The sequence below is a fragment of the Micrococcus sp. CH7 genome (assembly GCF_001595485.1).
GTDB lineage: Bacteria > Actinomycetota > Actinomycetes > Actinomycetales > Micrococcaceae > Micrococcus > Micrococcus luteus.
Genome location: NZ_LOSQ01000015.1, coordinates 1 through 22,640 on the forward strand (window position 1 = coordinate 1; position 22,640 = coordinate 22,640).

Consider the following 22,640-nt stretch of genomic DNA (forward strand, 5'->3'; position numbering starts at 1 on the left):
TAGCGTGAGTCATGAGTGGGTCTTCTCGGGCAGGTCGGTGGTGTAGGAACTTCCATCCTGCGGGAGAGGCCCACTCGTCTCATCTCAGCCCGGTACCCATGTCAAGAACCTCATGACCCACAACATCTAGGCGGTGCCCCCGGACCCGGCCCGGACCCGCACCCCCTGTTCCACGGCCGGCCTCACCCGGGCCGGCCCACGGCCTTGAGGTGCCCGGAGAACCCGCCGGGGGTCCGCCCCTCCAGGCGGGACGAGGTGAGCACGCGGGTGGTGTCGGTGGCGATCACGCGCACCCGGCGGCCGTCACCGCCGTCGCGCTCCCCCGCCAGGGCCCGCACCGCCGCGGCCAGGCCGACGTCCTCGTGCTCGGCCACCGGCGGGAACCCGCCCACGGCCTCGTACAGCGACCACGGCAGCCCCAGGTTCGCCCCGTGCACGTGCGCGTGCCCCTCCTCGTGCCGGTAGCCGCGGAGCCAGGCCTGCCGCAGCGGCCCCTGGCGCACGTCCACCGTGCCCAGCACGAGCGCCTCGTCGCGGCCGGCGGCCACGGTCTGCGCCAGCAGCCAGTCGGCGGGGACGCGGCTGTCCGCGTCGGTGGAGGCGAGCCAGAGGCGCTCGGCGGGCACGTCGGGGAACAGCGCGCGGGCCCGGCGCGCACCCTCCGCGCGGGCCCGCCCGACGCCGGCCTGCCCGGCGGTCGGCTCCCCCAGTTCGAGGACGTGGATGCGCGGGTCGGCGGCGCGGGCCTCGAGGGCGGCGGCCACCGTGGCGTCGTCGCAGCGGTCCGCGGCGACCACGACCGCGGCCGTGCCCTGCGCGTGGTGCTCCTCCCAGCGGTCCAGGGCGGCGGTGAGGGCCGCGAGCGCGGCCGGCAGCCGCTCCTGCTCGTCCTTGGCGGGCACCACGACGACGGCGTGGGTCGCGGCGGCGGCCCGCACGTGGAGGCTGAGCCGGAAGTCGTCCTCCACGAGCTCGGTGCGCAGCCGCCAGCGCGGGTCGGCGGCGACGCGCGCGTGCACGGCGTCCCCGTCCAGCGGCCAGCCCTCGATGGGGTGGCGCCAGTGGCACAGCAGCAGCTCGCCGCCGGGGGCGAGCGCGGCGTCGGCGTCGTCGATCAGCGCGTCGAGCTCCTCGGGCTGCAGGAAGTAGCCAATCTCGGAGGCGATCACGAGGTCCGCGCCGGCGACGTCGGCCGGCCAGTCCGCGGGCAGCACGGCTCGGCGCACCTCGGCGTGCGGCGCGCCGGCCAGCCGGGCGGCGGCGCGCTCGACGGCGGTGGAGGACGCCTCGAGGCCGACCACGCGGTCCGCGCGCGCGGCCACGTCCGCGGTGAGCACGCCGATGGACGCGCCCGCCTCGACCACGGTCCCGTAGCGGGGCCGGGGCAGGGCGGCGAGGGTGAGCGCCCGCTTGCGGGCCTCGTAGGACGAGCTGAGGTAGCGCCACGGGTCCTCCTGGGCCCGGTAGAGCCGATCGAAGACGGCGGCGGCCCGGTGGGCGTCGGCGTCGTCGGGGCCGGAGACGCGGTGGGCCTCGAACGGGCGCTCGTGGTGGGCGAGCACGGCGGGGCCCAGGATCGCCTCGTCGCCGGGCGCGGCGGAGAGGGGCCGGACCTGGGAGGCGTGCGCGTCGAGGGCGGCACGGCGGGCGGCACGGTCGTCGTCGGTGAGCGGCAGCCGTCGGTAGCGGCGGGCGGGCAGGTCGGCCGGGTCGGCCCAGTGCCAGAACCAGATGGGGAAGGCGTAGAGCGGCAGGTCGCACTCGCCCGCGACCGCGCCGACGGCCCGGCCCACGGCCTCGTGGTCCGCGTGGCCGTCGCCCGGGTCGTGGGAGGCGAGCACGGCGGGGCCGGGGTGGGCGTCGAGGGCCGCGGCGACGGCGTCGCGCACGGCGTCCTCGTGCTCGGCCACGCCGGAGTCGGGCAGGGCCAGGGACGCCCACGTCAGCCGGTCCCGCGCCGGAGAGCCGGGGCCTGCGGAGGCGGGCAGGCCGGCGGCGAGGGCGTCGAGGGCGTGCTCCATCTCGTCCCGGCGCAGCCGGACCAGGTCCTCGGGCGTGTGCGTGGGCGAGTGCGGGTGGGAGGCCTCGCCGGCGGTGGCGACCAGCACGTGCACGCGTGCCCCGTCGCGCAGGGCGGAGCGGATCAGGCCGGTGGCGGCGAGGGTCTCGTCGTCCGGGTGCGCCACGGCCACGAGCAGCAGCGTCTGCGCGTCCCAGACGGGCAGGCGCAGCTCCGGCAGCTCACCGACGCCGCCCTCGGCCCAGGCCGCCTCGGACGTGCCGTCGTCGGTGTGGGAGAAGCTCACCACGTCCAGCCGCCGTCGGTCTCGCCGGTCAGGAGCGCGGCGCCCAGCCGGGCGTCGTCGCGGTGTCCATGGTGCTGGCGCAGGTAGACCTGCAGGTCGGCCACGGCGCGGGCGTGCGCGGCGCTGCCGGTGAGCGGGCCGGGGCCGGTGGCCTGCCCGACGACGTCCATCACCTCGGTGCACAGCTGCGCCACGGTGCCGCGGATCCGGTCGGCCTCGACCATGCCGCGGCCGTGGTCCAGGCGGCCGGCGTCCACGTCGTCGGCGGCACGGGCGAGCAGGGCGGCCATCGCATGGAGCAGCCGGTCGACGCGGCCGAGCGCGGCCTGGCCGATCTGGTCCGGGCCCGGTCCGCGGCCCTCGGCCTCGGCGGCCGCGCGGGCGGCGGTGGCGTTCCGCAGGGTGCGGGCGATGCCGACGGCGCCGCCGAACCACACCGCCGCCACGCCGATGCCGCCCCACGCGAAGCCGGGCCGGCGCAGGTACCACTCGGCGCCGCCGACGGCGTTGCCGGGGACGGCGTCGAAGGCCAGGCCCACCGTGCGGATCGGGGCGAGGCCGAGCGCGGGCCAGGCCGAGTCGGTCTCGGCCACGCCGGGGTGGGACAGGTCCACGAGCACGGCACGGCGGGTGCCGTCCGCCTCCCGGCCGGTGACGACGGCGGCCGCGCACCGGTCTGCGAGCGAGCACCACGGCTTCTCGCCGTCGAGCAGCCAGGCGGTGTCGGGGCCGTCCGGGACGGGGCGCAGGGCGGGGGTGCGGCCGCCGGACTCGGAGGCGTAGACGCCGAGCAACCCGGCCGGGGCGGGGACGCCGGCCTGGGACAGGATTGAGAGCGCGTCCAGATGGGGCTCGAGCACGCGGGCGGCCGAGAGGTCCTGCGCGGCGACGGAGGCGAGCAGCTCCCACTGCTCCCGGGTGCGCCCCGCGCCGGTCAGCGGCAGGTCGAGCGGGGCGGCGTCGTCGTCGGACGCGGCGCCGGACGCCGCACGGAGCAGCTCGACCATCGCGTCGACGTCGCCGCCGCAGGCCGCGGCGGCCGCGAGGAGGGCCTGCTCGGCCGGGCGGTCCACGGCTCCACCCGGGACGAGACGGACGGGCTCGGGCTGGGCCATGGGTGGGGACCTCCTCGTCGACGGCGCCCGGGCCGGTGCGCCCCGGGGTCGAGGATTCACCGTAGTCAGCACGGGGACGGCGGGGAATGGCCGGTGCGCCGGGGGCGAAGCGGCCCGCTCTTTCTTGACATGTTCCAGAGAACCGGATGGGATCGACTGGCATGGAGACCACGACGCGGGACGAGGACGAGCGCACGCTGCTGCGCGGCGTCGGCCTGCGCGTGACCCGGCCCCGCCTCGCGGTGCTGACCGCCCTCGCCGACCACCCCCACGCGGACGCGTCCACCGTGCTGGCCGCCGTGCGTCGGGCCCTGCCCGGCACCTCGCACCAGGCCGTCTACGACTGCCTCCACGCGCTCACCGAGGCCGGGCTCGTGCGCTCCCTGCAGCCCGCCGGCTCCCCGGCCCGCTACGAGATCTGCACGGGCGACAACCACCACCACCTCGTGTGCCGCGGCTGCGGCACGGTCGTGGACGTGCCGTGCCGCACCGGCTCCGCCCCGTGCCTCGACGCCCCCGAGGACCACGGCTTCGCGGTCGACGAGGCCGAGGTCTACTACTGGGGGCTGTGCGCCGGCTGCCGAGGGTGACCGCCGGCGTCGTCCCGCTGGGCCGCGCGTCTTCCCCCGTCCGCCCGCCCGTGCCAAGGTGTGGCACATGACCGAGAACACCGCCGCCCTGCCCCCCTCCGAGCGTCCCGGCACCCCCGCCCTGCCGCAGGACCTGATCGACGTCGACGCCCTCCTGGAGGCGTACCGCACCGGTCACCCGGACGTGACGGACCCGGCGCAGAAGGTCGTGTTCGGCACCTCCGGCCACCGCGGCTCCGCGTTCACGACCTCGTTCAACGACGACCACATCGCCGCCATCACGCAGGCCGTGGTCGAGTATCGCGCGCACCACGGGATCACGGGGCCGGTCCTCGTCGGCAAGGACACGCACGCCCTGTCCGGGCCCGCGCAGGAGACCGCCGTCGAGGTGCTGCTCGGCAACGACGTCGAGGTGCTCGTCGACTCCCGCGGCGGCTACACGCCCACCCCCGCCGTGTCCCACGCGATCCTGCACCTGAACGCCGGGCGCGAGCTGTCGCCGTCGGGCTTTGCGGTGGACGGGGACAACGCCGGCCTCGTGGACGGCCTCGTGATCACCCCCTCGCACAACCCGCCCGCGGACGGCGGCTTCAAGTACAACCCGCCCCACGGCGGCCCCGCGGACACCGAGGCGACCACGTGGATCGCCGACCGCGCCAACGAGCTGCTCGCCGCCGGGCTGGCGGGCGTGCACCGGGTAGCGAGCGCCGACGTCGCCGGCCACGCGAAGCTGGGCGGCTTCGACTTCCTGGACCGGTACGTGTCCGATCTGCCGCAGGTGATCGACGTGGAGGCGATCCGAGAGGCGGGCGTGCGCATCGGCGCCGACCCCATGGGAGGGGCGTCCGTGGCCTACTGGGGCGAGATCGCCGACCGCCACGGGCTGGATCTGACCGTGGTGAACCCGGAGGTGGACCCGCGGTTCGGGTTCATGACCCTGGACTGGGACGGCAAGATCCGCATGGACTGCTCGTCGCCGAACGCGATGGCCTCGCTGATCGAGCGGATGACCCCGGACGCGGACGGGCAGGCGCCCTTCGACGTCGCCACCGGCAACGACGCCGACGCGGACCGGCACGGGATCGTCACCCCCGACGGCGGGCTGATGAACCCGAACCACTACCTCGCGGTGGCCATCGACTACCTGTACCGCCACCGCGAGCAGTGGCCCCAGAGCGCGGGCGTGGGCAAGACCCTGGTGAGCTCCTCGATGATCGACCGCGTGGCCGGGGACCTGGGCCGCGAGCTCGTGGAGGTGCCGGTGGGCTTCAAGTGGTTCGTGCCGGGCCTGCTGACGGGCACCGGCGTGTTCGGCGGCGAGGAGTCCGCGGGCGCGTCCTTCGTGCAGTTCGACGGCAGCCCGTGGTCCACGGACAAGGACGGGCTGCTGCTGTGCCTTCTGGCCGCGGAGATCATCGCCGCGACGGGCCAGTCCCCGTCCGAGCGGTACCGCGACCTCGTGGCCCTGCACGGCGACCCGGCGTACGCGCGCATCGACGCCCCCGCGACCGCCGAGCAGAAGGCGAAGCTGAAGACCCTCTCCCCCGACGACGTCCCCGTGACCGAGCTGGCCGGCGAGACCATCCTCGCGACGCTGACCAACGCCCCGGGCAACGACGCCCCGATCGGCGGGCTCAAGGTGGTGACGCAGCACGCGTGGTTCGCGGCGCGGCCCTCCGGCACCGAGGACGTCTACAAGATCTACGCGGAGTCCTTCCGCGGCCCCGAGCACCTGACGCAGGTGCAGGCGGAGGCGCAGCGGCTGGTGGACGCGGTCATCGGCTGACCCCCGCCCCATCTCCCCTCCCCCCGTCCGCTTTCGTTCGGGAAACGGCGGCGTGTCGCACCGCTTTCGTTCGGGAAACAGCGGGGCGCGTGCGCCGTTTCCCGAACGAAAACGCCGTGGCGCCCGTCGGGGCGGCACCAGCGGCCGGAGGACGACGACGGCGCCCCGCCCTGCCGCCGCACAGGGCCGCTCGGTAGCGTGGCCGGCATGAGCACGCAGCCCCCCGGCCTGACCACCGACTCCCCCGACTCCCCCGCCGACGATCCGGTCCGCGAGCCGTTGCCCACCGAGGCCCTGCCGATCGCGCCGGCCGGGCCCCGACCCGAGGAGCCGCGGGCCGCCGTCGAGCGGCTGCGCGCCGCCGCCCGCTCCCGCGCCGCCCACCCGCGCGCGGTGCGGGTGCGCCAGCTCAAGGGCCTGAAGCGGATGCTGACCGAGCACGCGGACCGGTTCGTCGCGGCGCTCGGCACGGACCTGGGCAAGCCGGCCACCGAGGCGCTGATCACGGAGATCGTCTCGGTGCGCTCCGAGGTGGACCACGCGCTGCTGCACCTGACCGACTGGATGGAGCCGCGGCCCGTGAAGCTGCCGCTGGCCCTGCGGCCCGCGAGCGCGGAGGTCAGGCCGCGGCCCAAGGGTCTCGTGCTGGTCATCGGCGCGTGGAACTACCCGGTGCAGCTCGCGCTCGCCCCGGTCGTGGGTGCGCTGGCGGCCGGCAACACGGTGGTGCTCAGCCCGTCGGAGAAGGCCCCGGCCACGGCGGCGGCGCTGCGGGAGCTGGTGCCGCAGTACCTGGACTCCGCGCTGGTCTCCGTGGTGGCGGGCGGCAAGGAGTGCAACACCGCGCTGCTGGCGGAGCCGTGGGACCACATCCTCTACACCGGCGGGGAGCGCGTGGGCCGGATCGTCTACGAGGCGGCGGCGAAGACCCTCTCCCCCGTGACGCTCGAGCTGGGCGGCAAGTCGCCGGCGGTGGTGACGCCGTCGCGGAACACGGGAGCGATGGCCCGCCGCATCGCGTGGGCGAAGTTCACCAACGCGGGCCAGACGTGCGTGGCCCCGGACTACGTGCTGGCCGTCGGCGAGGCCGCGCTGCGCCAGGTGACCGCCGAGCTCCCCGCAACCCTGCGCGAGTTCTACGGCGACGACCCCCGCGCGTCGAAGGACTACGGCCGGCTCATCTCCGCCGAGCACGCGGAGCGGCTGCGGGAGATGCTCCAGACGGACCTCGACGCCGGCGCCGAGCTGCTCGTCGGCGGCGACGTGGATGTGGCAGGACGGTACATGGCGCCGACCGTGGTGACGGGCGTGCGGCCCGACGGCGCGCTCATGCAGGAGGAGCTGTTCGGCCCGATCCTGCCCGTGCTGACCGTGGACACCTTCCAGGACGCCCTGGACTTCATCGCGGAGCGCCCGCACCCGCTGGCCGCCTACCTCTTCACGGACCGGCCGAGCTACCACCGCGCGTTCGACGACCAGGTGCAGGCCGGCGGCCTCGGCTACGACGTCGGCCTGCTGCACGCCGGCATCGCGACGCTGCCGTTCGGCGGGATCGGCGCGTCCGGGATGGGCGCGTACCACGGCATCCACGGGTTCGAGACGTTCTCCCACCTGCGCCCGTCCATCACGAAGTCGGACCAGGTGGACACGCTCAAGACCGCGTACCCGCCGTACGGGCGGATGAAGCGGGCGCTGCTGCCGAAGATGCTCTGAGGGGGCGGGGATCAGCGCTGCGGCCAGAAGCCGCGTCGGGCGTAGACCTCAGCGAGGACGTCGGCGCGGTCGGTCATGACGCCGTCGACGCCGAGGTCGAGCAGGCGCTCGATCTCCGCGGGCTCGTCCACGACCCACACGTGCACCGGCAGGCCCGCCGCGTGGCACCGCCGCACGAAGTCGGCGGTGGCCACGGGCACGCGGCCGTGCCGGACGGGCACCTGCACGCAGTCGACGTCGAGGGCGCACCGGCGCAGCCAGCGGGTCAGTCCCAGCGGGCCCAGCGTCACGAGCGCCGCGATGGCGGCCGCCCCGCCCGACGTCGCCACCCGCTCCGGCCCGTACGCCCGCTCGGGGTGGCCGAGGCGGGCGAGGGCGCGCCGGAAGAGGCGGCGCCGCGAGTCGTGGAACGAGGCGACGAGCACGCGGTCCCACGCGCCGTGCTCGGCGAGGATGCGGGCCAGGGCCGGGGCCGACGCGCGGTCCTTGAGGTCCACGTTGAGGCGCGCCTCGGGGAGCGCCGTGAGCAGTTCGGTGAAGCGCAGCAGCGGCTCCCCGCCGACCGTGACGTCCGCCAGCCGCTCCCACGTGTGGTCGCGCAGCCGGCCGCGGCCCGTGCTGACGCGGTCCAGGGTCTCGTCGTGGAACACGACGAGCTCGCCGTCCGCCGTGGTGCGCACGTCCAGCTCGAGGTAGGTGAATCCGGCGGCGTGGGCGTCCACGAACGCGGCCAGGGAGTTCTCCCGGTCGACGGCGGCGCCCCGGTGGGCGAACCCCAGCGGGTGGCCGCGACGGGCGGGGACGGAGTCGGTGAGGTAGGCGGGGGCGGGACGGGGCGAGGTCGGACGCACGGGATCACCGTAGCGGGACGGGCGGTGGGGTACTCACTGCCGCAGCCGGGAACGCGAGAGGTCGGAATGAGCGTCAGATCCGCCCTCATTCCGACCTCTCGCGTGACCGGAGGGGCCGAAGCGCCCGCCCTCAGTCCTCGACCGGGAGCTCCAGCATGGGACGGTGCTCGTAGAAGGTCTGCAGCACCACGATGGTCCGGGTGGACACCGACGCCGTCTGTCGGATCTCCGTCACGAGGGCCTCGAGCTCGCGCGGTGAGCCCACGCGCACGAAGAGCATGTACGCGGCGTCGCCGGCCACGGAGTGGCACGCCTCGATCGCCGCGATGGACTCGAGGAGCTCGGGGGCGTCGTCGGGCTGGCGCGGGTCCAGCGGGCTGATCTCGATGAACGCGGAGAGCGGCCTGCCCACGGCCTCGGGGTCGAGCAGCGCACGGTAGCCCGTGATGACGCCCGTGCTCTCGAGCCGGCGCAGGCGCGCCTGCACGGCGGAGGTCGAGAGGCCGACCCGCTCGGAGAGCTGGGCGAGCGTGGCGCGCGGGTCATGGGAGACGGCGGCCGCAAGCCGCCCGTCGACAGGGTCGTCCATGCGCCGCACGCTATCAGCCGGCCCCGGCCGCCGGGTTGACAGCCCCATGCCCTCATGGAACCCTTCCGGCAAGTGATCCGCATCACCGGATATTTTCCGGCGATTCGACCTCAGGAAGGTTCCATGTCCACCACTCTGCAGCCCGCCCGGACCGACGGCGTTGCCTCGGAGGCCCCGGCCGACGCGCGCACCGTCGAGACCCACCCGGCCTGGCTCCGCCTCAAGGCCGCCGCCACCGCCCTGCAGCCTCTGCAGGTCAAGGACGGCTCCATCCCGGACCCGGCGGACCACGCCGCCGCGCGCGAGCACGTGGAGACCATCGTCGCCGCCGTCGAGGAGCTCGCCCCGCTCTTCCCGCACGACGCCGCCTACCTCGCCGCCCTGCCCCGCGACTTCGCGCGCTGGGCTGACGGCGGCTTCGCCGAACCCGACTTCCTGGACTCCCTCGTCGCCTTCCAGCCGCAGGAGCACCGCGTCGACGGCGTCCGGCACCTCATGGTCTTCCCGATGTACACGCAGAACGGCTCCCCCGACCGGCACGTGGAGGCCCTGATCGTCGAGACCATCTGGCCCGAGTTCATCGCCGAGCTCGAGGCCGGCGACTATGGCAACCGCCTCTTCGTCTCCCTGCGCCTGATCGACTTCACCCCCGGCTACGACACGAACTCGGCGGTGCTCTTCCCCGAGACCGTGGCCATGCGCGAGATCCCCACCTTCACGTGGGGCGCCATCTTCCAGGACCGCGAGGCCGCCCGCTTCCGTCGGGTCGTCACCGCCGCCGCCGAGGTCACCCAGCTCGAGCTCCCGGCCGAGCTCGCCGAACTGCTCTCCAGCCAGGAGCTCGCCGAGGGCACCTTCGTGATGTGGGACCTCATCCACGACCGCACGCACATGCGCGGCGACCTGCCCTTCGACCCGTTCATGATCAAGCAGCGCATGCCCTTCTTCCTCTACACGCTCGAGGAGATGCGCTGCGACATGACCGCCTTCCGCGAGTGCGTGGCGATCGAGCGCCGCCTCACGGCGCGCGCCGCCGCCGGCGAGCAGCTCACCGCGCTCGAGGAGCAGACCCGCCGCCACGCCGGGCTCGTGCAGCACGCCGTCCTCTTCGACCGGGTCTTCCGCTTCGCCCTCACCGGCTCCCGCGTCCGCAACTACGACGGCCTCGGCGGCCAGCTGCTCTTCGCCTGGCTGCACCGCAAGGACGTGATCCAGTGGCGCGACGTCGAGCTCAGCGTGGACTGGGACCGGCTCGCCGACGCCGTCGTCGAGCTGGGCGACGCCATCGACACGCTCTACTGGGAGTCCATCGACCGCCCCAAGACCGTGCACTGGCTCCAGGCCTACGAGCTCGTCGCCTCCGTGGTCACCCCGCACCCGGCCTCCGTGTGGGCGCAGGGCCTGCCGCGCGAGGTGCTCGCCGGCCCACCCAAGGGCTACACCGACCTCGTGCTCGACGACGAGTTCCCGCTGTCCATGTTCTTCGAGGCCCTCGAGAAGAAGATGCGCGGCGTCATCGAGTCCACCGCCGGGATCCGCGGCACGGACGCCTGACCCGTGGCCGCCCTGACCGACCGCGCCGTCCTGATCGCGGGCGCCACGAGCGCCTCGGGCCGGGCCGCCGCCCGCACCCTCCTCGACGCCGGCGCGCACGTCGTCGCGACCGGGCGCGACGCCGCGAAGCTCGCCCCCCTCGCCGAACTCGGCGCCGAGACCGCGGCCCTGGACCTCACGGACGAGACCGCCGTCCGCGGCCTCGTCGAGGACCTGCACGCCCGCGGCACCCGGATCGACGGCCTGCTCCACCTGGTGGGCGGCTGGCGCGGCGGCGGGGGCCTCGCCGGCCAGACCGAGGAGGACTACCGCGCCCTCGAGGCCTCGTTCACGGCGCTGCGGCACGTGAGCCGGGCCCTCGACGACGACCTGCGGGCCTCGTCCGCCGGTCGCCTCGCGATCGTCTCGTCCACGGCGGTGACCCGGCCGCTCGCCGGCGGTGCGAACTACGCCGCGGTGAAGGCGGCGAGCGAGGCATGGACCCGCGCGGTGGCGCAGGGCTGGGCCAAGGCCGCCCGGGACGCGGGGACCCCGCTGCGCTCGGCGGCCGTCGTGTTCCGCGTGACCTCCCTCGCCGGGCTCGAGGCACGGCTGGCCGAGGAGTACACGCGACTGTGGGAGGCTGAGGCGGGCGCGCTGAACGACGCCGTCCTCACGCTCCAGGAGAAGGGAACGGACTGACATGCAGAGGATCCACGATCCGCAGGAGCGGGGCTTCGCCTCGGACAACTACTCCGGCGTCCACCCGGAGGTGCTCGCGGCGATCGCCGAGGCCAACGGGGGCCACCAGGTCGCCTACGGCGAGGACGTGTACACGGCCCGCCTCCAGGAGGTCGTGGCCCAGCACTTCGGCGAGGACGCCACCGTGTGGCCGATGTTCAACGGCACCGGGGCGAACGTCGTCGGGCTCCAGGCCATGCTGCCCCGCTGGGGCGCGGTGATCTGCGCGGACACCGCGCACATCCACGTGGACGAGGGCGGCGCGCCCGAGAAGTCCGCCGGCATCAAGCTGCTGCCCGTGGCCACCGACGACGGCAAGCTCACCCCCGAGCTGATCGCCGCCGAGGCCTGGGGCTGGGGTGACGAGCACCGCGCCCAGCCCCTGGTCGTCTACCTCACCCAGTCCACCGAGCTCGGCACGGTCTACACCCCGGACGAGGTCAAGGCCATCACGGACTACGCCCACGAGCACGGGATGCGCGTCTACATGGACGGCGCCCGCATCGCCAATGCCGCGGCCTCCCTGGGCCTGCCGCTGCGCGCCTTCACCACCGACGTCGGCGTGGACGTGCTCTCCCTCGGCGGCACCAAGAACGGGGCGCTGCTGGCCGAGGCCGTCGTCGTGCTCGACCCGGACGCCGCGGACGGCCTCGTGTACCTGCGCAAGAACCAGATGCAGCTGGCCTCGAAGATGCGCTTCATCTCGGCGCAGCTGCTCGCCCTGTTCGACGGCGACCTGTACCTGCGCTCCGCCCGCCACGCCAACGCCATGGCCGCCCGGCTGCGCGCCGGCATCGAGGCGGGGGTCGCCGACGGCTCGCTGGCCGGCGTCGAGTTCACGCAGGCCACGGACGCCAACGCCGTGTTCGCCGTCCTGCCCGAGGGCGTGGCCGACCGGCTGCGCGCCCGCTTCCGGTTCTACGACTGGGACGCGGCGCGCCGCGAGGTGCGCTGGGTGTGCGGCTTCGACACGACCGAGGAGGACGTGGACGCGTTCACGGCGGCGCTGCGCGCCGAACTCGTCCCCGCCGTCTGACGGACGCGCCCGGCCGGGATACCCTTCTACCACCGTGCAGCAGGGTGGGACGCCGCGGCCTTCGACGCGCGTCCGACCGCTCCTCCACCGAAAGGCCACCGTGGACACCAGCGCACCCCGGACGTCCCCGTCGACGCCGCGCGCCTCCGCCGCCCACGCCACCCATGAGGGCGGCTCCCTGCAACGCACCCTCAAGTCCCGGCACCTGACGATGATCGCGATGGGCGGCGCCATCGGCACGGGCCTGTTCGTGGCCTCGGGCAACACCATCGCGACCGCCGGCCCCGGTGGCGCCCTCGTGGCCTATGTGGCCATCGGCTTCATGGTGTTCCTGCTGATGCAGTCGCTCGGCGAGATGTCCACGTACCTGCCGGTCTCCGGCGCGTTCGAGGAGTACTCGACCCGCTTCGTGAGCCCCTCGTTCGGCTTCGCCATCGGCTGGAACTACTGGTACAACTGGGCGATCACGGTGGCCGCCGAGCTCGTCGCGGCGGCCCTGATCATGCGGTACTGGCTCCCGGACGTGCCCTCGTGGATCTGGTCCGCGATCTTCCTCGCGCTGCTCTTCGGCCTCAACGCCCTCTCCACGCGCGCCTACGGCGAGAGCGAGTTCTGGTTCTCGCTCATCAAGGTCGCCACGGTGGTGATCTTCCTGGTGCTCGGCGTCCTGATGATCGTCGGCATCCTCGGCGGCTCCTCCCCCGGCTTCCACAACTGGACGGACGGCGAGGCCCCCTTCGTGGGCGGCGGCGCCGGCATCCTGGCGATCTTCATGGTGGCCGGCTTCTCCTTCCAGGGCACCGAGCTGGTCGGCGTGGCCGCGGGCGAGGCCGAGGACCCGGAGAAGAACGTGCCCAAGGCGATCCGCACCGTGTTCGTGCGCATCCTGCTCTTCTACGTCGGCGCGATCACCGTCGTCGGCTTCCTCATCCCCTACACCAGCCCCCACCTGCTGGGCAGCGACGTCGAGGACATCTCGATCTCCCCGTTCACGCTCGTCTTCGAGAACGCGGGCGTGCTCGCCGCCGCCTCCGTGATGAACGCCGTGATCCTCACGGCCATCCTCTCCGCGGGCAACTCGGGCCTGTACGCCTCCACCCGCATGCTCTGGGCCCTGGCCGACTCCGGCAAGGCCCCGCGCTTCCTGGCGAAGGTGAACCGGCGCGGCGTGCCCATGAACGCCCTCTACGCCACCACCGCGGTGGGCGCGGCGTGCTTCCTGACCACGTTCATCGGGGACGGCGCCGCCTACGTGTGGCTCGTCTCCGCCTCGGGCCTGGCCGGGTTCATCGTGTGGATGGGCATCGCCTGGAGCCACTACCGGTTCCGGCGGGCCTACGTCGCGCAGGGCCACGACCCGAAGGACCTGCCCTACCGCGCCTTCCTGTTCCCCCTGGGCCCGATCGTCGCGCTGGTCATGTGCGCCGTCGTGATCCTCGGCCAGAACTACCAGGCGTTCATGGGCGACGTGGACCTCGTGGCCGTGGCCAGCGCGTACATCGGCCTGCCCCTGTTCCTCGCGCTGTGGCTCGGCCACAAGCTCGTCACCGGCTCGAAGCCGGTCCGCTACGAGGACGCCGACCTCACCCGCGTCCTGGACTGAGTCCCCCACCTCGGAGGTCGCCGTGCCCGCCCCCTCCTCCCACGCTCCCGCCGCCACCCACACCGCCCGGGGCCGCCTGGTCTGGGTGGACGTCGCGCGCGGCCTGGCCCTGGTCGCGATGATGGTCGCCCACACGGCGCCCGCCGGCGGCCCGGGTGGGGTGCTCCACCTCTCCGAGCACCTCACCGCGCCCCTGTTCGCGGCGCTCGTGGGCGTGGGCGCGCGCCTCGAGGCGGAGTGGCTGGGCCGTGGCCGGGCCGTGCCCCGCGCGCTTGTGCGGGCGGCCGCCCTGTGCGGGGCGGCGTGGCTGACCGGGCTCTTCGGGGCGGCCGTCGTGAACGTGCTGGCGCACCTGGCTGTGCTCACGGTGCTCATGGCACTGCTGGCCGCCCTCCCCCTCGCCGCGCACCTCGTGCTCGCCGTCCTGGCCGGCGGAGGCGGCCTCCTGCTCGCCGCCACACCGACGGCCGACGTCGTCGACCGGCTCGTCCCCGCCGCGCAGGCGCTCGGGCTGAGCCGCGCGACGCTGACCCCGTGGGTCTCCGCGTTCCTCACGGACGGCCCGTACCGCCTCCCCCTGTTCCTCGCGTGGGCGCTGCTGGGGGCGGTGCTGGTCGCCACCGTCCACGGCACGACGACGGCGGCCCCGGCCCGGAGCGCACGGCTCACGGGACTCGCCTGGGCGGCCGGGGGGATCGCGCTGGCCGGCGTCGTGCTCGCCCTGTCCCGGACACGGACCGGCGCCGCCCCCGTGCCCTACACGGCGACCCCGGCGGAGGCCCTGCTGGACACGGGCCTCGTGCTGATCGTGCTCGGCGGGTGCGCGGCCCTGGCGCCGCGGTGGGCCGGGCTGCTGGCCGTGCCCGGCGCGATGACGCTGTCCGTGTACGTGGCGCACCTGTGGTACCTCGGCTGGGTGCGGGGGCTCGGACCCGGGCCGTGGCGCAGCGCCACGGGCACGGACGACACGTGGTTCAACCTGGCCGTGCTGGTGGCCGGCGCGCTGCTGCTGCCGCTGCTGTGGCGGGCCGTCGTGCGTATCGGCCCGTTCCGCGCGGGGCCGCTGGAGGGCGTCGTCCGCCTGCTGACGGCCCCGTTCGACCGCGCGCGCTGACCGACGTCCACCCCAGCGGGTAGCCTCGAGAGCGTGAGCGAGCGAACCACCTACCTGCTGATCGACGGCGAGAACATCGACGCCACCCTCGGCACGTCCATCCTGCAGCGGCGCCCCCAGCCCGACGAGCGGCCACGCTGGAAGCGCCTGCTCGGCTACCTCGAGGACCGCTGGGACCAGCCGGTCAAGGGCCTGTTCTTCCTCGCCATCGACGGTGAGATCCCCATCCCGTTCGTCCAGGCGCTCACCGCCCTCGGCTTCCAGCCGATCATGCTGCGGGGCGAGGGCAAGGTCGTGGACATCGGCATCCAGCGCACCGCGGAGGCGCTGCTGGGCCGGGAGGACGACGTCGTCCTCGTCAGCCACGACGCCGACTTCGCCCCCCAGCTCACCGACCTCGCGGCCACGCCGGGCCGACGCACCGGGATCATGGGCTTCGAGGAGTTCCTCTCCCACGAGCTGCGCCGCATCCCCGGGGTCGAGTTCTTCGACCTGGAGCACGCGGTGGGCGCGTTCGACTCGTCCCTGCCGCGCCTGCGCGTGATCGACGTCGAGGCGTTCGACCCGTACGAGTTCCTCTGACCCGCCGGGGGTGGCCCGCGGCTCAGTCCGTGGGCAGCTCCAGCAGGCGTTCGACGGTGGCGGCCACCCCGTCGTCGTCGCACGCCCCGACCACGCCGTCCGCCGCGGCCAGCAGCGACGGATGGCCCGAGGCCACGGCCAGGCCGAGACCAGCCCACTGGAGCATCTCCAGGTCGTTGGGCATGTCCCCGAACGCGACGACGTCGACCGGCGCGACCCCCCGGCTCGCGGCGAACTCGGCGAGGGTCGCGGCCTTGTGCACGCCCGGGGCGGACATCTCCACGAGCGCGATGCCGGGCGCGGAGTGCGTGGCACTCACGAGCTCGTCCAGCTCGGCGCGGGCCGCGGCGAGGAAGGCGTCCGGGGCCAGGGTGTCCGAGCGGGCCAGCAGCTTCACCACGCCCAGCCGACCCGGCAGCGCGGCCTCGAGCGTGGCCGCCGCGTGGACCTCGGCCCGGAACTCGGCGCGCTCGGAGAACGCGTGCTCCCAGAAGAAGCCCTCGAGGGTCTCGGCGCCGAAGGACACGGTGCGGTCCAGGGCGCGCAGCCGGTCCGTGGCTGTCCACACGGCCTCGACGGGCATGGGGTGGGCGATCAGGACGTCGTCCGTGGCGGTGTCCACGAGGACGGCGCCGTTGGAGCAGATCACCGGTCCGACGGGGCCGAGCTGCGCGCTCAGCGGGCCGAGCCAGCGGAGGGGACGGCCGGTCACGAACACCACCTCGACGCCGGCGTCGTGGGCGTCCCGCAGCGCCGTGATGGTGCGCGGGCTCAGGCGCCCCGACCGCGTGTGCCGGTACCCGATGATGGTGCCGTCCAGGTCCGTCGCGATCATCCGCGGACGGCGCGAGGGCAGGGGCAGGGCGGGCATGCGCTCAGTCTAGGCCGGGGCCGTGCGGCGGGCCGGGGTGTCCTCCGCGGGCGAGCGGGGGCACGATGGGGGCGTGGACACCGCACAGCAGACCACCGCACAGGACACCGCCCCGGACCCCGCGTCGACGACGCCCCGCACGGTCACCGTCACCGGCGCCGCCGGCAACATCGGCTACGCGCTGCTCTTCCGCATCGCCGCCGGCGGGATGCTCGGCCCGGACACCCCGGTCCGGCTGCGCCTGCTCGAGATCCCGGCCGCCCTGGGCGCCGCGGAGGGCACCGCCATGGAGCTCGCCGACGCGGCCTTCCCGCTGCTGGCCGACGTGGAGGTCACGGACGACCCGGCCCGCGCCTTCGACGGGGTCCAGCACGCGCTGCTCGTCGGCGCGCGGCCGCGCACGAAGGGCATGGAGCGGGGCGACCTGCTCGAGGCGAACGGGGGGATCTTCGGCCCTCAGGGCCGGGCGATCAACGACCACGCGGCGGAGGACGTGCGGGTCGTCGTCGTCGGGAACCCGGCCAACACCAACGCGCTGATCGCCGCCGCCCACGCCCCGGACGTGCCGGCCGAGCGCTTCACGGCGCTGACCCGGCTGGACCACAACCGGGCCGTGGCGCAGCTGGCGGCGCGGGCCGGCGTCGCGGTGACGGACGTGGCCGGTGTGACGATCTGGGGCAACCACTCCGCGACCCAGTTCCCGGACCTCACCCACGCCCGCGTGCGGGTGGACGGGACGTGGCGGCCGGCGCTCGAGGTGGTGGATCCGGCGTGGGCGGGCGAGGAGTTCGTGCCGCGCGTGGCGAAGCGGGGCGCGGAGATCATCGAGGTGCGCGGGGCGAGTTCGGCGGCGTCGGCGGCATCCGCGGCGATCGACCACATGCGCGACTGGACCCTCGGCACCGGTGCGGACGCGGACGGGGCGCCGCGCCGGACGTCGGCCGCGGTGGTCTCGGACGGCTCCTACGGGGTGCCGGAGGGGCTGATCAGCTCGTTCCCCGTGACGTCCGACGGCGGCACCGCGTGGCGGATCGTGCCGGGGCTGGAGCCGGACGAGTCCGTGCTGCCGGGTGAGGGCGGGCGGCTGGCTGCGACCGTCGCCGAGCTGGAGGCCGAGCGCGACGCCGTGCGAGGGCTGGGCCTGCTCTGAGGCGACCGGGATCTTCTGCGTCTCTGACCCTTCTGGGGGCGTCCCCGCCCGCCGGAAGGGTCGGATGCGCAACAGATTCGTGCGGGGACGGGCGGGCGTGGGATCAGTCCGCCAGCTCGGCCCGCGTGGGCGGGTCCGCCCCCGGGCGGGAAGCCGTGATCGCCGACGCGCGGGAGGCGTAGATCAGCACCGACTCGACGTCGGCCGGGTCCATCGCGTGCAGGCGGCCGCGGTTCGCGGCGCCGAGCAGGGAGCGGTCGTCGAGGGCGGCGAGCAGGGCGGCGGTGAACGAGTCACCGGCGCCCACGGTGTCCGCGACGTCCACGGGCACGATCGGGCGCTCCACCACGCCGTGCGCGGTGACGGCCACGATGTCCTCGGCGCCGCGGGTCATCACCACGAACGCCGGGCCCATCTGCTGCCACGCCTGCAGCGACTCGCGCAGCGGGCGGTCCGGGTACAGCCACGCGATGTCCTCGTCCGAGGCGTGAACCACGTCCGCCAGCCGCACGGACTCCTCCGCGCGGGCGCGGGCGAACGCCCGGTCCGGCACGATCGTGGGCCGCACGTTGGGGTCGTAGCTGATGGTCGTGACCGCGGAGATCCGCTCGAGCAGGGCCATCACCTCGGCGTCGCCGGGGGCGAGCATGGTGGCGATGGAGCCGGCATGCATGTGGTGCAGCGGGCCGCCGGCGGCGTCGTCGAAGTCCCGGGCGAGCGCGGCGGCGGGCGGCAGCGTCCAGTCCAGCTCGAACTCATAGCTGGCGGCGCCCGTGGGGTCCAGGCGGGCGGTGGCCACGGAGGTGGCGGCGGCATCCGGCTCGAGCAGGCAGCGCACGCCGTTCTCCCGCAGATGCGAGGCGATCATGTCCCCGTGCGCATCGCGGCCGAGGCGGCCGGCGAACAGGACGGGCCGCTCCAGCCGACTCAGGCCCACGGCCACGTTCAGGGGGCTGCCCCCGACGTGCACGCGGGGGGTCGCGGTGTCCGAGACCACGACGTCGACGAGCGCCTCTCCGATCACACCACAGTACTGAGCCACGCGCCCCACGGTACCCTAATCACCGGCGCGGAACCGGGGCTGTGCTCAGGCTTCCAGGCCCCCGAGAAACGCCCGACACCCCCATCCCCGACCCCTCGGCAGGCGGCCATGTCCCCCACCCCCACCCGGCCCTCGCGCGGCCCCGGCTGGCGCCTCCACGGCGACGGCCGCACCATCACCCCGGGCACCGTCGTCGCCCCGGACGAGCGGCTGAGCTGGCCGCGGACCGTGGGCATCGGCGTGCAGCACGTGATGGCCATGTTCGGTGCCACCGTGCTCGTGCCCGCCCTGACCGGCATGCCCGCGACGACGGCGCTGCTCTTCTCCGGCCTCGGCACCCTGCTCTTCCTGGTCATCACGGGCAACCGCCTGCCCTCGTACCTGGGCAGCTCGTTCGCGTTCATCGCACCGCTGACGGCCGCCGCCACGATCGGCGGCACGGGGGCCGCGCTCGGCGGCATCCTCGTGACGGGCCTGCTGCTCACGGTGATCGGCGTGATCGTGCACCGCGCCGGCACCGGCTGGATCCACGCGCTCATGCCGCCGGCGGTGATGGGCACGATCGTGGCCCTGATCGGCCTCAACCTCGCCGGCGCCACGACGACGGCCATGCAGGAGGTGCCGGTCACCACGTTCGGCACGGCCCTGGCGGTGGTGCTCACGGCCGTGACGTTCCGGGGGCTCCTGGGCCGCCTGTCCATCCTCGTGGGCATCGTGGTGGGCTACGTGCTGGCCCTCGCGCAGGGCCAGGTGGACTTCGCCGCCGTCGGGGAGGCCGCCTGGATCGGGCTGCCGCCCTTCCACGGCCCGGAGCTGCGCTGGGACCTGCTGCCCCTGTTCCTGCCCGTCGTGCTCGTGCTGGTCGCGGAGAACATCGGCCATGTCAGGACCGTCGGGCTGATGACCAAGCGCGACCTGGACCCGCTCACCGGCCGTGCCCTGATCGCGGACGGCCTGTCGACCATGCTCTCCGGCGCGGGCGGCGGCGTCGGCACCACCACGTATGCGGAGAACATCGGCGTGATGGCCAGCTCGCGCGTCTACTCGACGGCGGCGTACTGGGTGGCCGGCCTGACCGCGATCGCCCTCGCGTTCCTGCCGAAGTTCGGGGCCGCCGTCGCCACCATCCCGGCCGGGGTGGCCGGCGGCGCGGGCATCATCCTCTACGGGATGATCGGCATGATGGGCGTGCGCATCTGGGTGCAGAACCGCGTGGACTTCTCCAACACCGTGAACCTCATGACGGCGGGTGCGGGCCTGATCATCGCGATCGCCGACCCCCAGCTCGTGGTCGGCGGACTCGTGTTCGGCGGCATCACGCTCGGCACGGTCGCCGCCCTGGTGGTGTACCACCTCATGACGACGATCGCCCGCGCCCGCGGCACCGAGCCGGTGCCCGAGGACGAGGAGCAGTTCGAGGCCTCGGAGGCCGGCCGGCTCGGCTGACCCCGATCCCGCGCCACGCGCACTTTCGGTCGTGAGGTAGGGCCGATCCCACGACCGAAAGCGCTCAGAACCCCCCTTTCACGTTCGAAAACGCGGGGGGTCGGCTGCGCGGGGCCGGGCGGGGCTGGGGGGCGGGTCCCGTCAGCCGGCCGCGACCTCCTCGTCGGCGAGGGCGAGGACCTGGTCGAGCACGTCGAGGCCGAAGCGCAGGTCCTCGTCCGAGATGTTCAGCGGCGGGCACAGGTGGAACCGGTTCTCGGCCATGAACAGCAACAGCCCGCGGTCCTTGGCCTCGGCCATCATCCGCCCCATCACGGGCGCGACCTGACCGAGCGGGGCCAGCCGCTCCCGGGTCTGCCGGTCCTTCACCAGCTCGACGGCCCAGAACGCGCCGGCGCCGCGCACGTCGCCCACGCTCGGGTGGGCCGCGGCGATCTCGGCCAGGCGCGGCCCGATGACCTCCTCGCCGATGCGCTTCGCGTGGGCGACCATGCCCTCCTCCTCCATCGCGGTGATCGCGGCGACGGCGGCCGCGCACGCGAGGGGGTGGCCCGAGTAGGTCAGGCCGCCGGGGTAGGGCGTGGTCGCGAAGCTCTCGTAGACGTCGTCGCTCATGGCGACGCCGCCCAGCGGCACGTACCCGGAGTTGACCCCCTTGGCGAACGTGACGATGTCCGGGGTGACGCCCGTGAGCTGGTGGCCGAACCACTCGCCCACGCGGCCGAAGCCGACCATGACCTCGTCGATGATCAGCAGGATCCCGTGCTCGCGGCACAGCTCCTTGACGCCGGCCATGTAGCCGGGCGGCGGCAGGAAGATGCCCGCGGTGCCGGGGACGGCCTCGAGGATCACGGCGGCCACGGTGGAGGGGCCCTCGAGTTCGATCACGTCGCGCAGGTGGGCCAGCGCGCGCTCGGCCTCCTGCTCGTCGCTCTCCGAGCCGAACGCGGAGCGGTACGTGTACGCGGGCTGGAAGTGCACGACGCCGTCGGACGCCGAGTCCGAGCCCACGCGCCGCAGGGAGCCGGTCAGGTTCGCCGTCAGGCGCGTGGCGCCGTGGTACGAGAGGTACGCGGAGAGCACCTTGTGCCGGCCCGTGTGCAGGCGTGCCATCCGCACCGCGTGCTCGTTGGCCTCTGCGCCCGCGTTCGTGAAGAACACGTGGTTGATGGACTCCGGCAGCCGCTCCGTGATCAGCCGGGCCGCCTCGGACCGGGCGTCGTTGACGTGCTGCGGGGCCACGGTGGCCAGCGTCTCGGCCTGCTCGCGGATCGCGGCCACGATCTTCGGATGGCGGTGGCCGACGTTCGTGAAGACGAGCTGCCCGCTGAAGTCGACCATGGGCCGACCCTCGCCGTCCCACACCCACGACCCCTCGGCATCGAGGATGGTCATGGGATTCAGGTCGCGCTGCGCGCTCCACGAGTGGAACACGTGCGCGCGGTCGAGCTCGTGGGCGCGGCGGCCCCGCTCGATGGCCTCGTCGCTGATCCGGGGGTCCCGGCGGCCGACGTGCTGCTGATGCTCGGACATGCGCCCTCCTTGAGTGTGATGCGGGTCATTCCGAGCATAGGCGCGCCCGCCCTCAGCGCGAGCTGGCGCCCCGCCGCCCGCGCGCCACCCCCACGAACGCCTGCACGAGCTCCGAGTCGGCCGCCTTGAGCCAGGCCAGGGCGACGTCCCAGCCGGGGTGGCGGGCGTCGTCGTCGCCGTGGCCCGCGGGATCCGCCCCGTCGACGACGGCGGCGCCCGCCTCCGCCTCGGCCCGCGCCTGCTCGTCCGCGAGCGCGGACCGCGTGGCGGCGGCCTCGCGGTCGGCGCGGGACAGGCCCACGGTGTCGTCGAGGGTGGAGGCCAGCGGCAGCACGATCACGTCCTTGCGGCCGAACATGCGGGCCACGGACATCGGCAGCACGACGTGGCCGGCGCCGGACGCGGCGATCTCCAGGGCCATCCGCTCGCCCGCGCCGGGCAGCTCGGCGGCGTCCATCGGCTCCGGGCTGGGGGCCGGGGCGAAGCGGGCGGGATCCAGCTCCTCGTCCGGGTCGAGCTCGGCGGGCGGCACCGGGCCGTCCGCGTCCACGTCCCACGCGGCGAGCAGGTGGTCCCTGCCCACGCACACCACCGGCAGCTCGGAGTAGACGCCCACGAGGTGCACGTGCCGCGGGTCGACGCCGCCGGCGCGCAGGAACTCCTCGACGGGCACGTCGCGTCGGCGCCGCACGTAGCCCAGCTGCGGCAGGAAGTGGCGGGGCTGACCGGCGGCGTCGTGGGCGAGGTGGGCCAGCTGGGCCGCGTCGTCGTGGTTGACGAGCTGCACCGTGCGCTGGCGCGTGGTGAACCGCTCCACCCACGTGGACGGCGTGGCCCCGGGGATGGTGGCCAGGAAGAGGGTCTCGGGCGGGACGGGCAGGTCGGCCGGTGGCGCGGGCGCGGGACGACGCCGGCCCTCGCCCCCGGCGCGGCCCGCAGGCTTCACGCCCTTGGCCACGCCGCGCCCGCCGCCGGAGCGGGTGGACCGGGCGGGGCCGCCCCTGCTCGCGCGGGACTTCCCGCCCCGGCCGCCACGGGA

At 74.6% G+C, this 22,640-nt stretch carries 19 protein-coding genes; 11 read left to right on the top strand and 8 right to left on the bottom strand.

Translation table 11 applies throughout. The annotated features are described in order from the left end of the window. Window positions 1-182 precede the first annotated feature (182 nt). Both AUV08_RS05145 and AUV08_RS05150 read right to left on the bottom strand, forming a co-directional pair. Entirely contained in the window at window positions 183-2,306 is a 2,124-nt protein-coding gene (locus tag AUV08_RS05145; protein ID WP_061867220.1) for a PIG-L family deacetylase, read from the bottom strand. Then, on the bottom strand, window positions 2,303-3,421 hold the full coding sequence (locus tag AUV08_RS05150) for a hypothetical protein (protein WP_061867218.1): 1,119 nt from the start codon (window positions 3,419-3,421) through the stop codon (window positions 2,303-2,305). Before AUV08_RS05150 ends, AUV08_RS05145 begins: the two co-directional genes overlap by 4 nt. Before the next feature lie 161 nt (window positions 3,422-3,582). Here AUV08_RS05150 and AUV08_RS05155 point away from each other — a divergent pair, with 161 nt between their 5' ends. The 3 genes from AUV08_RS05155 (at window position 3,583) to AUV08_RS05165 (ending at window position 7,510) form a co-directional block, all read left to right on the top strand. After that, window positions 3,583-4,011, top strand: coding sequence for a Fur family transcriptional regulator (locus AUV08_RS05155; RefSeq protein ID WP_061867217.1), 429 nt, complete (start codon window positions 3,583-3,585; stop codon window positions 4,009-4,011). Window positions 4,012-4,078: 67 nt separating this feature from the next. Next, window positions 4,079-5,797, top strand: coding sequence for a phosphoglucomutase (alpha-D-glucose-1,6-bisphosphate-dependent) (gene pgm, locus AUV08_RS05160; protein ID WP_061867216.1), 1,719 nt, complete (start codon window positions 4,079-4,081; stop codon window positions 5,795-5,797). Window positions 5,798-6,004: 207 nt separating this feature from the next. Then, complete coding sequence (locus tag AUV08_RS05165) at window positions 6,005-7,510, top strand: aldehyde dehydrogenase family protein (RefSeq protein ID WP_061867219.1); 1,506 nt, start codon at window positions 6,005-6,007, stop codon at window positions 7,508-7,510. An 11-nt stretch (window positions 7,511-7,521) separates the two neighbouring features. Here AUV08_RS05165 and AUV08_RS05170 read toward each other — a convergent pair whose 3' ends face one another. Next, window positions 7,522-8,361: a glycerophosphodiester phosphodiesterase gene (locus AUV08_RS05170; RefSeq protein WP_061867215.1), complete on the bottom strand. Its 840-nt coding sequence runs from the start codon at window positions 8,359-8,361 to the stop codon at window positions 7,522-7,524. Between the two features lie 130 nt (window positions 8,362-8,491). Further along, window positions 8,492-8,950, bottom strand: a complete 459-nt coding sequence (locus AUV08_RS05175) for an Lrp/AsnC family transcriptional regulator (protein WP_061867214.1) — start codon at window positions 8,948-8,950, stop codon at window positions 8,492-8,494. 123 nt (window positions 8,951-9,073) lie between these two features. Here AUV08_RS05175 and AUV08_RS05180 point away from each other — a divergent pair, with 123 nt between their 5' ends. The 6 genes from AUV08_RS05180 to AUV08_RS05205 all read left to right on the top strand — a co-directional run bounded on the left by AUV08_RS05180 (window position 9,074) and on the right by AUV08_RS05205 (window position 15,559). Next, the gene (locus tag AUV08_RS05180) at window positions 9,074-10,504 is read left to right on the top strand and encodes a DUF6421 family protein (RefSeq protein WP_061867213.1); all 1,431 of its coding nucleotides are present in this window, start codon (window positions 9,074-9,076) and stop codon (window positions 10,502-10,504) included. Window positions 10,505-10,507: 3 nt separating this feature from the next. Continuing rightward, entirely contained in the window at window positions 10,508-11,185 is a 678-nt protein-coding gene (locus AUV08_RS05185; RefSeq protein ID WP_061867212.1) for an SDR family oxidoreductase, read from the top strand. Window position 11,186: 1 nt separating this feature from the next. Then, complete coding sequence (locus AUV08_RS05190) at window positions 11,187-12,260, top strand: low specificity L-threonine aldolase (protein ID WP_061873126.1); 1,074 nt, start codon at window positions 11,187-11,189, stop codon at window positions 12,258-12,260. Window positions 12,261-12,360: 100 nt separating this feature from the next. Further along, window positions 12,361-13,863, top strand: coding sequence for an amino acid permease (locus AUV08_RS05195; protein WP_061867210.1), 1,503 nt, complete (start codon window positions 12,361-12,363; stop codon window positions 13,861-13,863). Between the two features lie 22 nt (window positions 13,864-13,885). Then, window positions 13,886-14,977 (top strand): hypothetical protein, encoded by a 1,092-nt coding sequence (locus AUV08_RS05200; protein ID WP_061867209.1) that lies wholly within the window; start codon window positions 13,886-13,888, stop codon window positions 14,975-14,977. A 33-nt stretch (window positions 14,978-15,010) separates the two neighbouring features. Then, window positions 15,011-15,559, top strand: coding sequence for an NYN domain-containing protein (locus AUV08_RS05205; RefSeq protein ID WP_002858225.1), 549 nt, complete (start codon window positions 15,011-15,013; stop codon window positions 15,557-15,559). A 22-nt stretch (window positions 15,560-15,581) separates the two neighbouring features. Here AUV08_RS05205 and AUV08_RS05210 read toward each other — a convergent pair whose 3' ends face one another. After that, window positions 15,582-16,430 (bottom strand): HAD family hydrolase, encoded by an 849-nt coding sequence (locus AUV08_RS05210; RefSeq protein ID WP_061867208.1) that lies wholly within the window; start codon window positions 16,428-16,430, stop codon window positions 15,582-15,584. 73 nt (window positions 16,431-16,503) lie between these two features. Here AUV08_RS05210 and AUV08_RS05215 point away from each other — a divergent pair, with 73 nt between their 5' ends. Continuing rightward, entirely contained in the window at window positions 16,504-17,580 is a 1,077-nt protein-coding gene (locus tag AUV08_RS05215) for a malate dehydrogenase (protein ID WP_061867207.1), read from the top strand. Window positions 17,581-17,683: 103 nt separating this feature from the next. Here the strand turns inward: AUV08_RS05215 and AUV08_RS05220 are convergent, their stop codons facing one another. Beyond that, entirely contained in the window at window positions 17,684-18,604 is a 921-nt protein-coding gene (locus AUV08_RS05220) for a carbohydrate kinase (protein WP_010079702.1), read from the bottom strand. Between the two features lie 126 nt (window positions 18,605-18,730). On the opposite strand from AUV08_RS05220, the gene AUV08_RS05225 reads away from it, so the two are divergent. Next, entirely contained in the window at window positions 18,731-20,068 is a 1,338-nt protein-coding gene (locus AUV08_RS05225) for a uracil-xanthine permease family protein (RefSeq protein ID WP_061867206.1), read from the top strand. A gap of 141 nt (window positions 20,069-20,209) precedes the next feature. On the opposite strand, the gene AUV08_RS05230 is transcribed toward AUV08_RS05225, so the two are convergent. Together AUV08_RS05230 and AUV08_RS05235 are read right to left on the bottom strand one after the other, a co-directional pair. Beyond that, entirely contained in the window at window positions 20,210-21,601 is a 1,392-nt protein-coding gene (locus AUV08_RS05230; protein ID WP_061867205.1) for an aspartate aminotransferase family protein, read from the bottom strand. 52 nt (window positions 21,602-21,653) lie between these two features. Then, window positions 21,654-22,547, bottom strand: coding sequence for a hypothetical protein (locus tag AUV08_RS05235; RefSeq protein WP_231862072.1), 894 nt, complete (start codon window positions 22,545-22,547; stop codon window positions 21,654-21,656). Window positions 22,548-22,640 lie beyond the last annotated feature (93 nt).

What these genes read in the sequence shown, in the direction of transcription:
- AUV08_RS05175 (WP_061867214.1), bottom strand. Translation starts at nt 8,950, where the DNA reads ATGGACGACCCTGTCGACGGGCGGCTTGCGGCCGCCGTCTCCCATGAC.
- AUV08_RS05165 (WP_061867219.1), top strand. Translation starts at nt 6,005, where the DNA reads ATGAGCACGCAGCCCCCCGGCCTGACCACCGACTCCCCCGACTCCCCC.
- AUV08_RS05150 (WP_061867218.1), bottom strand. Translation starts at nt 3,421, where the DNA reads ATGGCCCAGCCCGAGCCCGTCCGTCTCGTCCCGGGTGGAGCCGTGGAC.
- pgm (WP_061867216.1), top strand. Translation starts at nt 4,079, where the DNA reads ATGACCGAGAACACCGCCGCCCTGCCCCCCTCCGAGCGTCCCGGCACC.
- AUV08_RS05225 (WP_061867206.1), top strand. Translation starts at nt 18,731, where the DNA reads ATGTCCCCCACCCCCACCCGGCCCTCGCGCGGCCCCGGCTGGCGCCTC.
- AUV08_RS05230 (WP_061867205.1), bottom strand. Translation starts at nt 21,601, where the DNA reads ATGTCCGAGCATCAGCAGCACGTCGGCCGCCGGGACCCCCGGATCAGC.
- AUV08_RS05180 (WP_061867213.1), top strand. Translation starts at nt 9,074, where the DNA reads ATGTCCACCACTCTGCAGCCCGCCCGGACCGACGGCGTTGCCTCGGAG.
- AUV08_RS05155 (WP_061867217.1), top strand. Translation starts at nt 3,583, where the DNA reads ATGGAGACCACGACGCGGGACGAGGACGAGCGCACGCTGCTGCGCGGC.
- AUV08_RS05210 (WP_061867208.1), bottom strand. Translation starts at nt 16,430, where the DNA reads ATGCCCGCCCTGCCCCTGCCCTCGCGCCGTCCGCGGATGATCGCGACG.
- AUV08_RS05190 (WP_061873126.1), top strand. Translation starts at nt 11,187, where the DNA reads ATGCAGAGGATCCACGATCCGCAGGAGCGGGGCTTCGCCTCGGACAAC.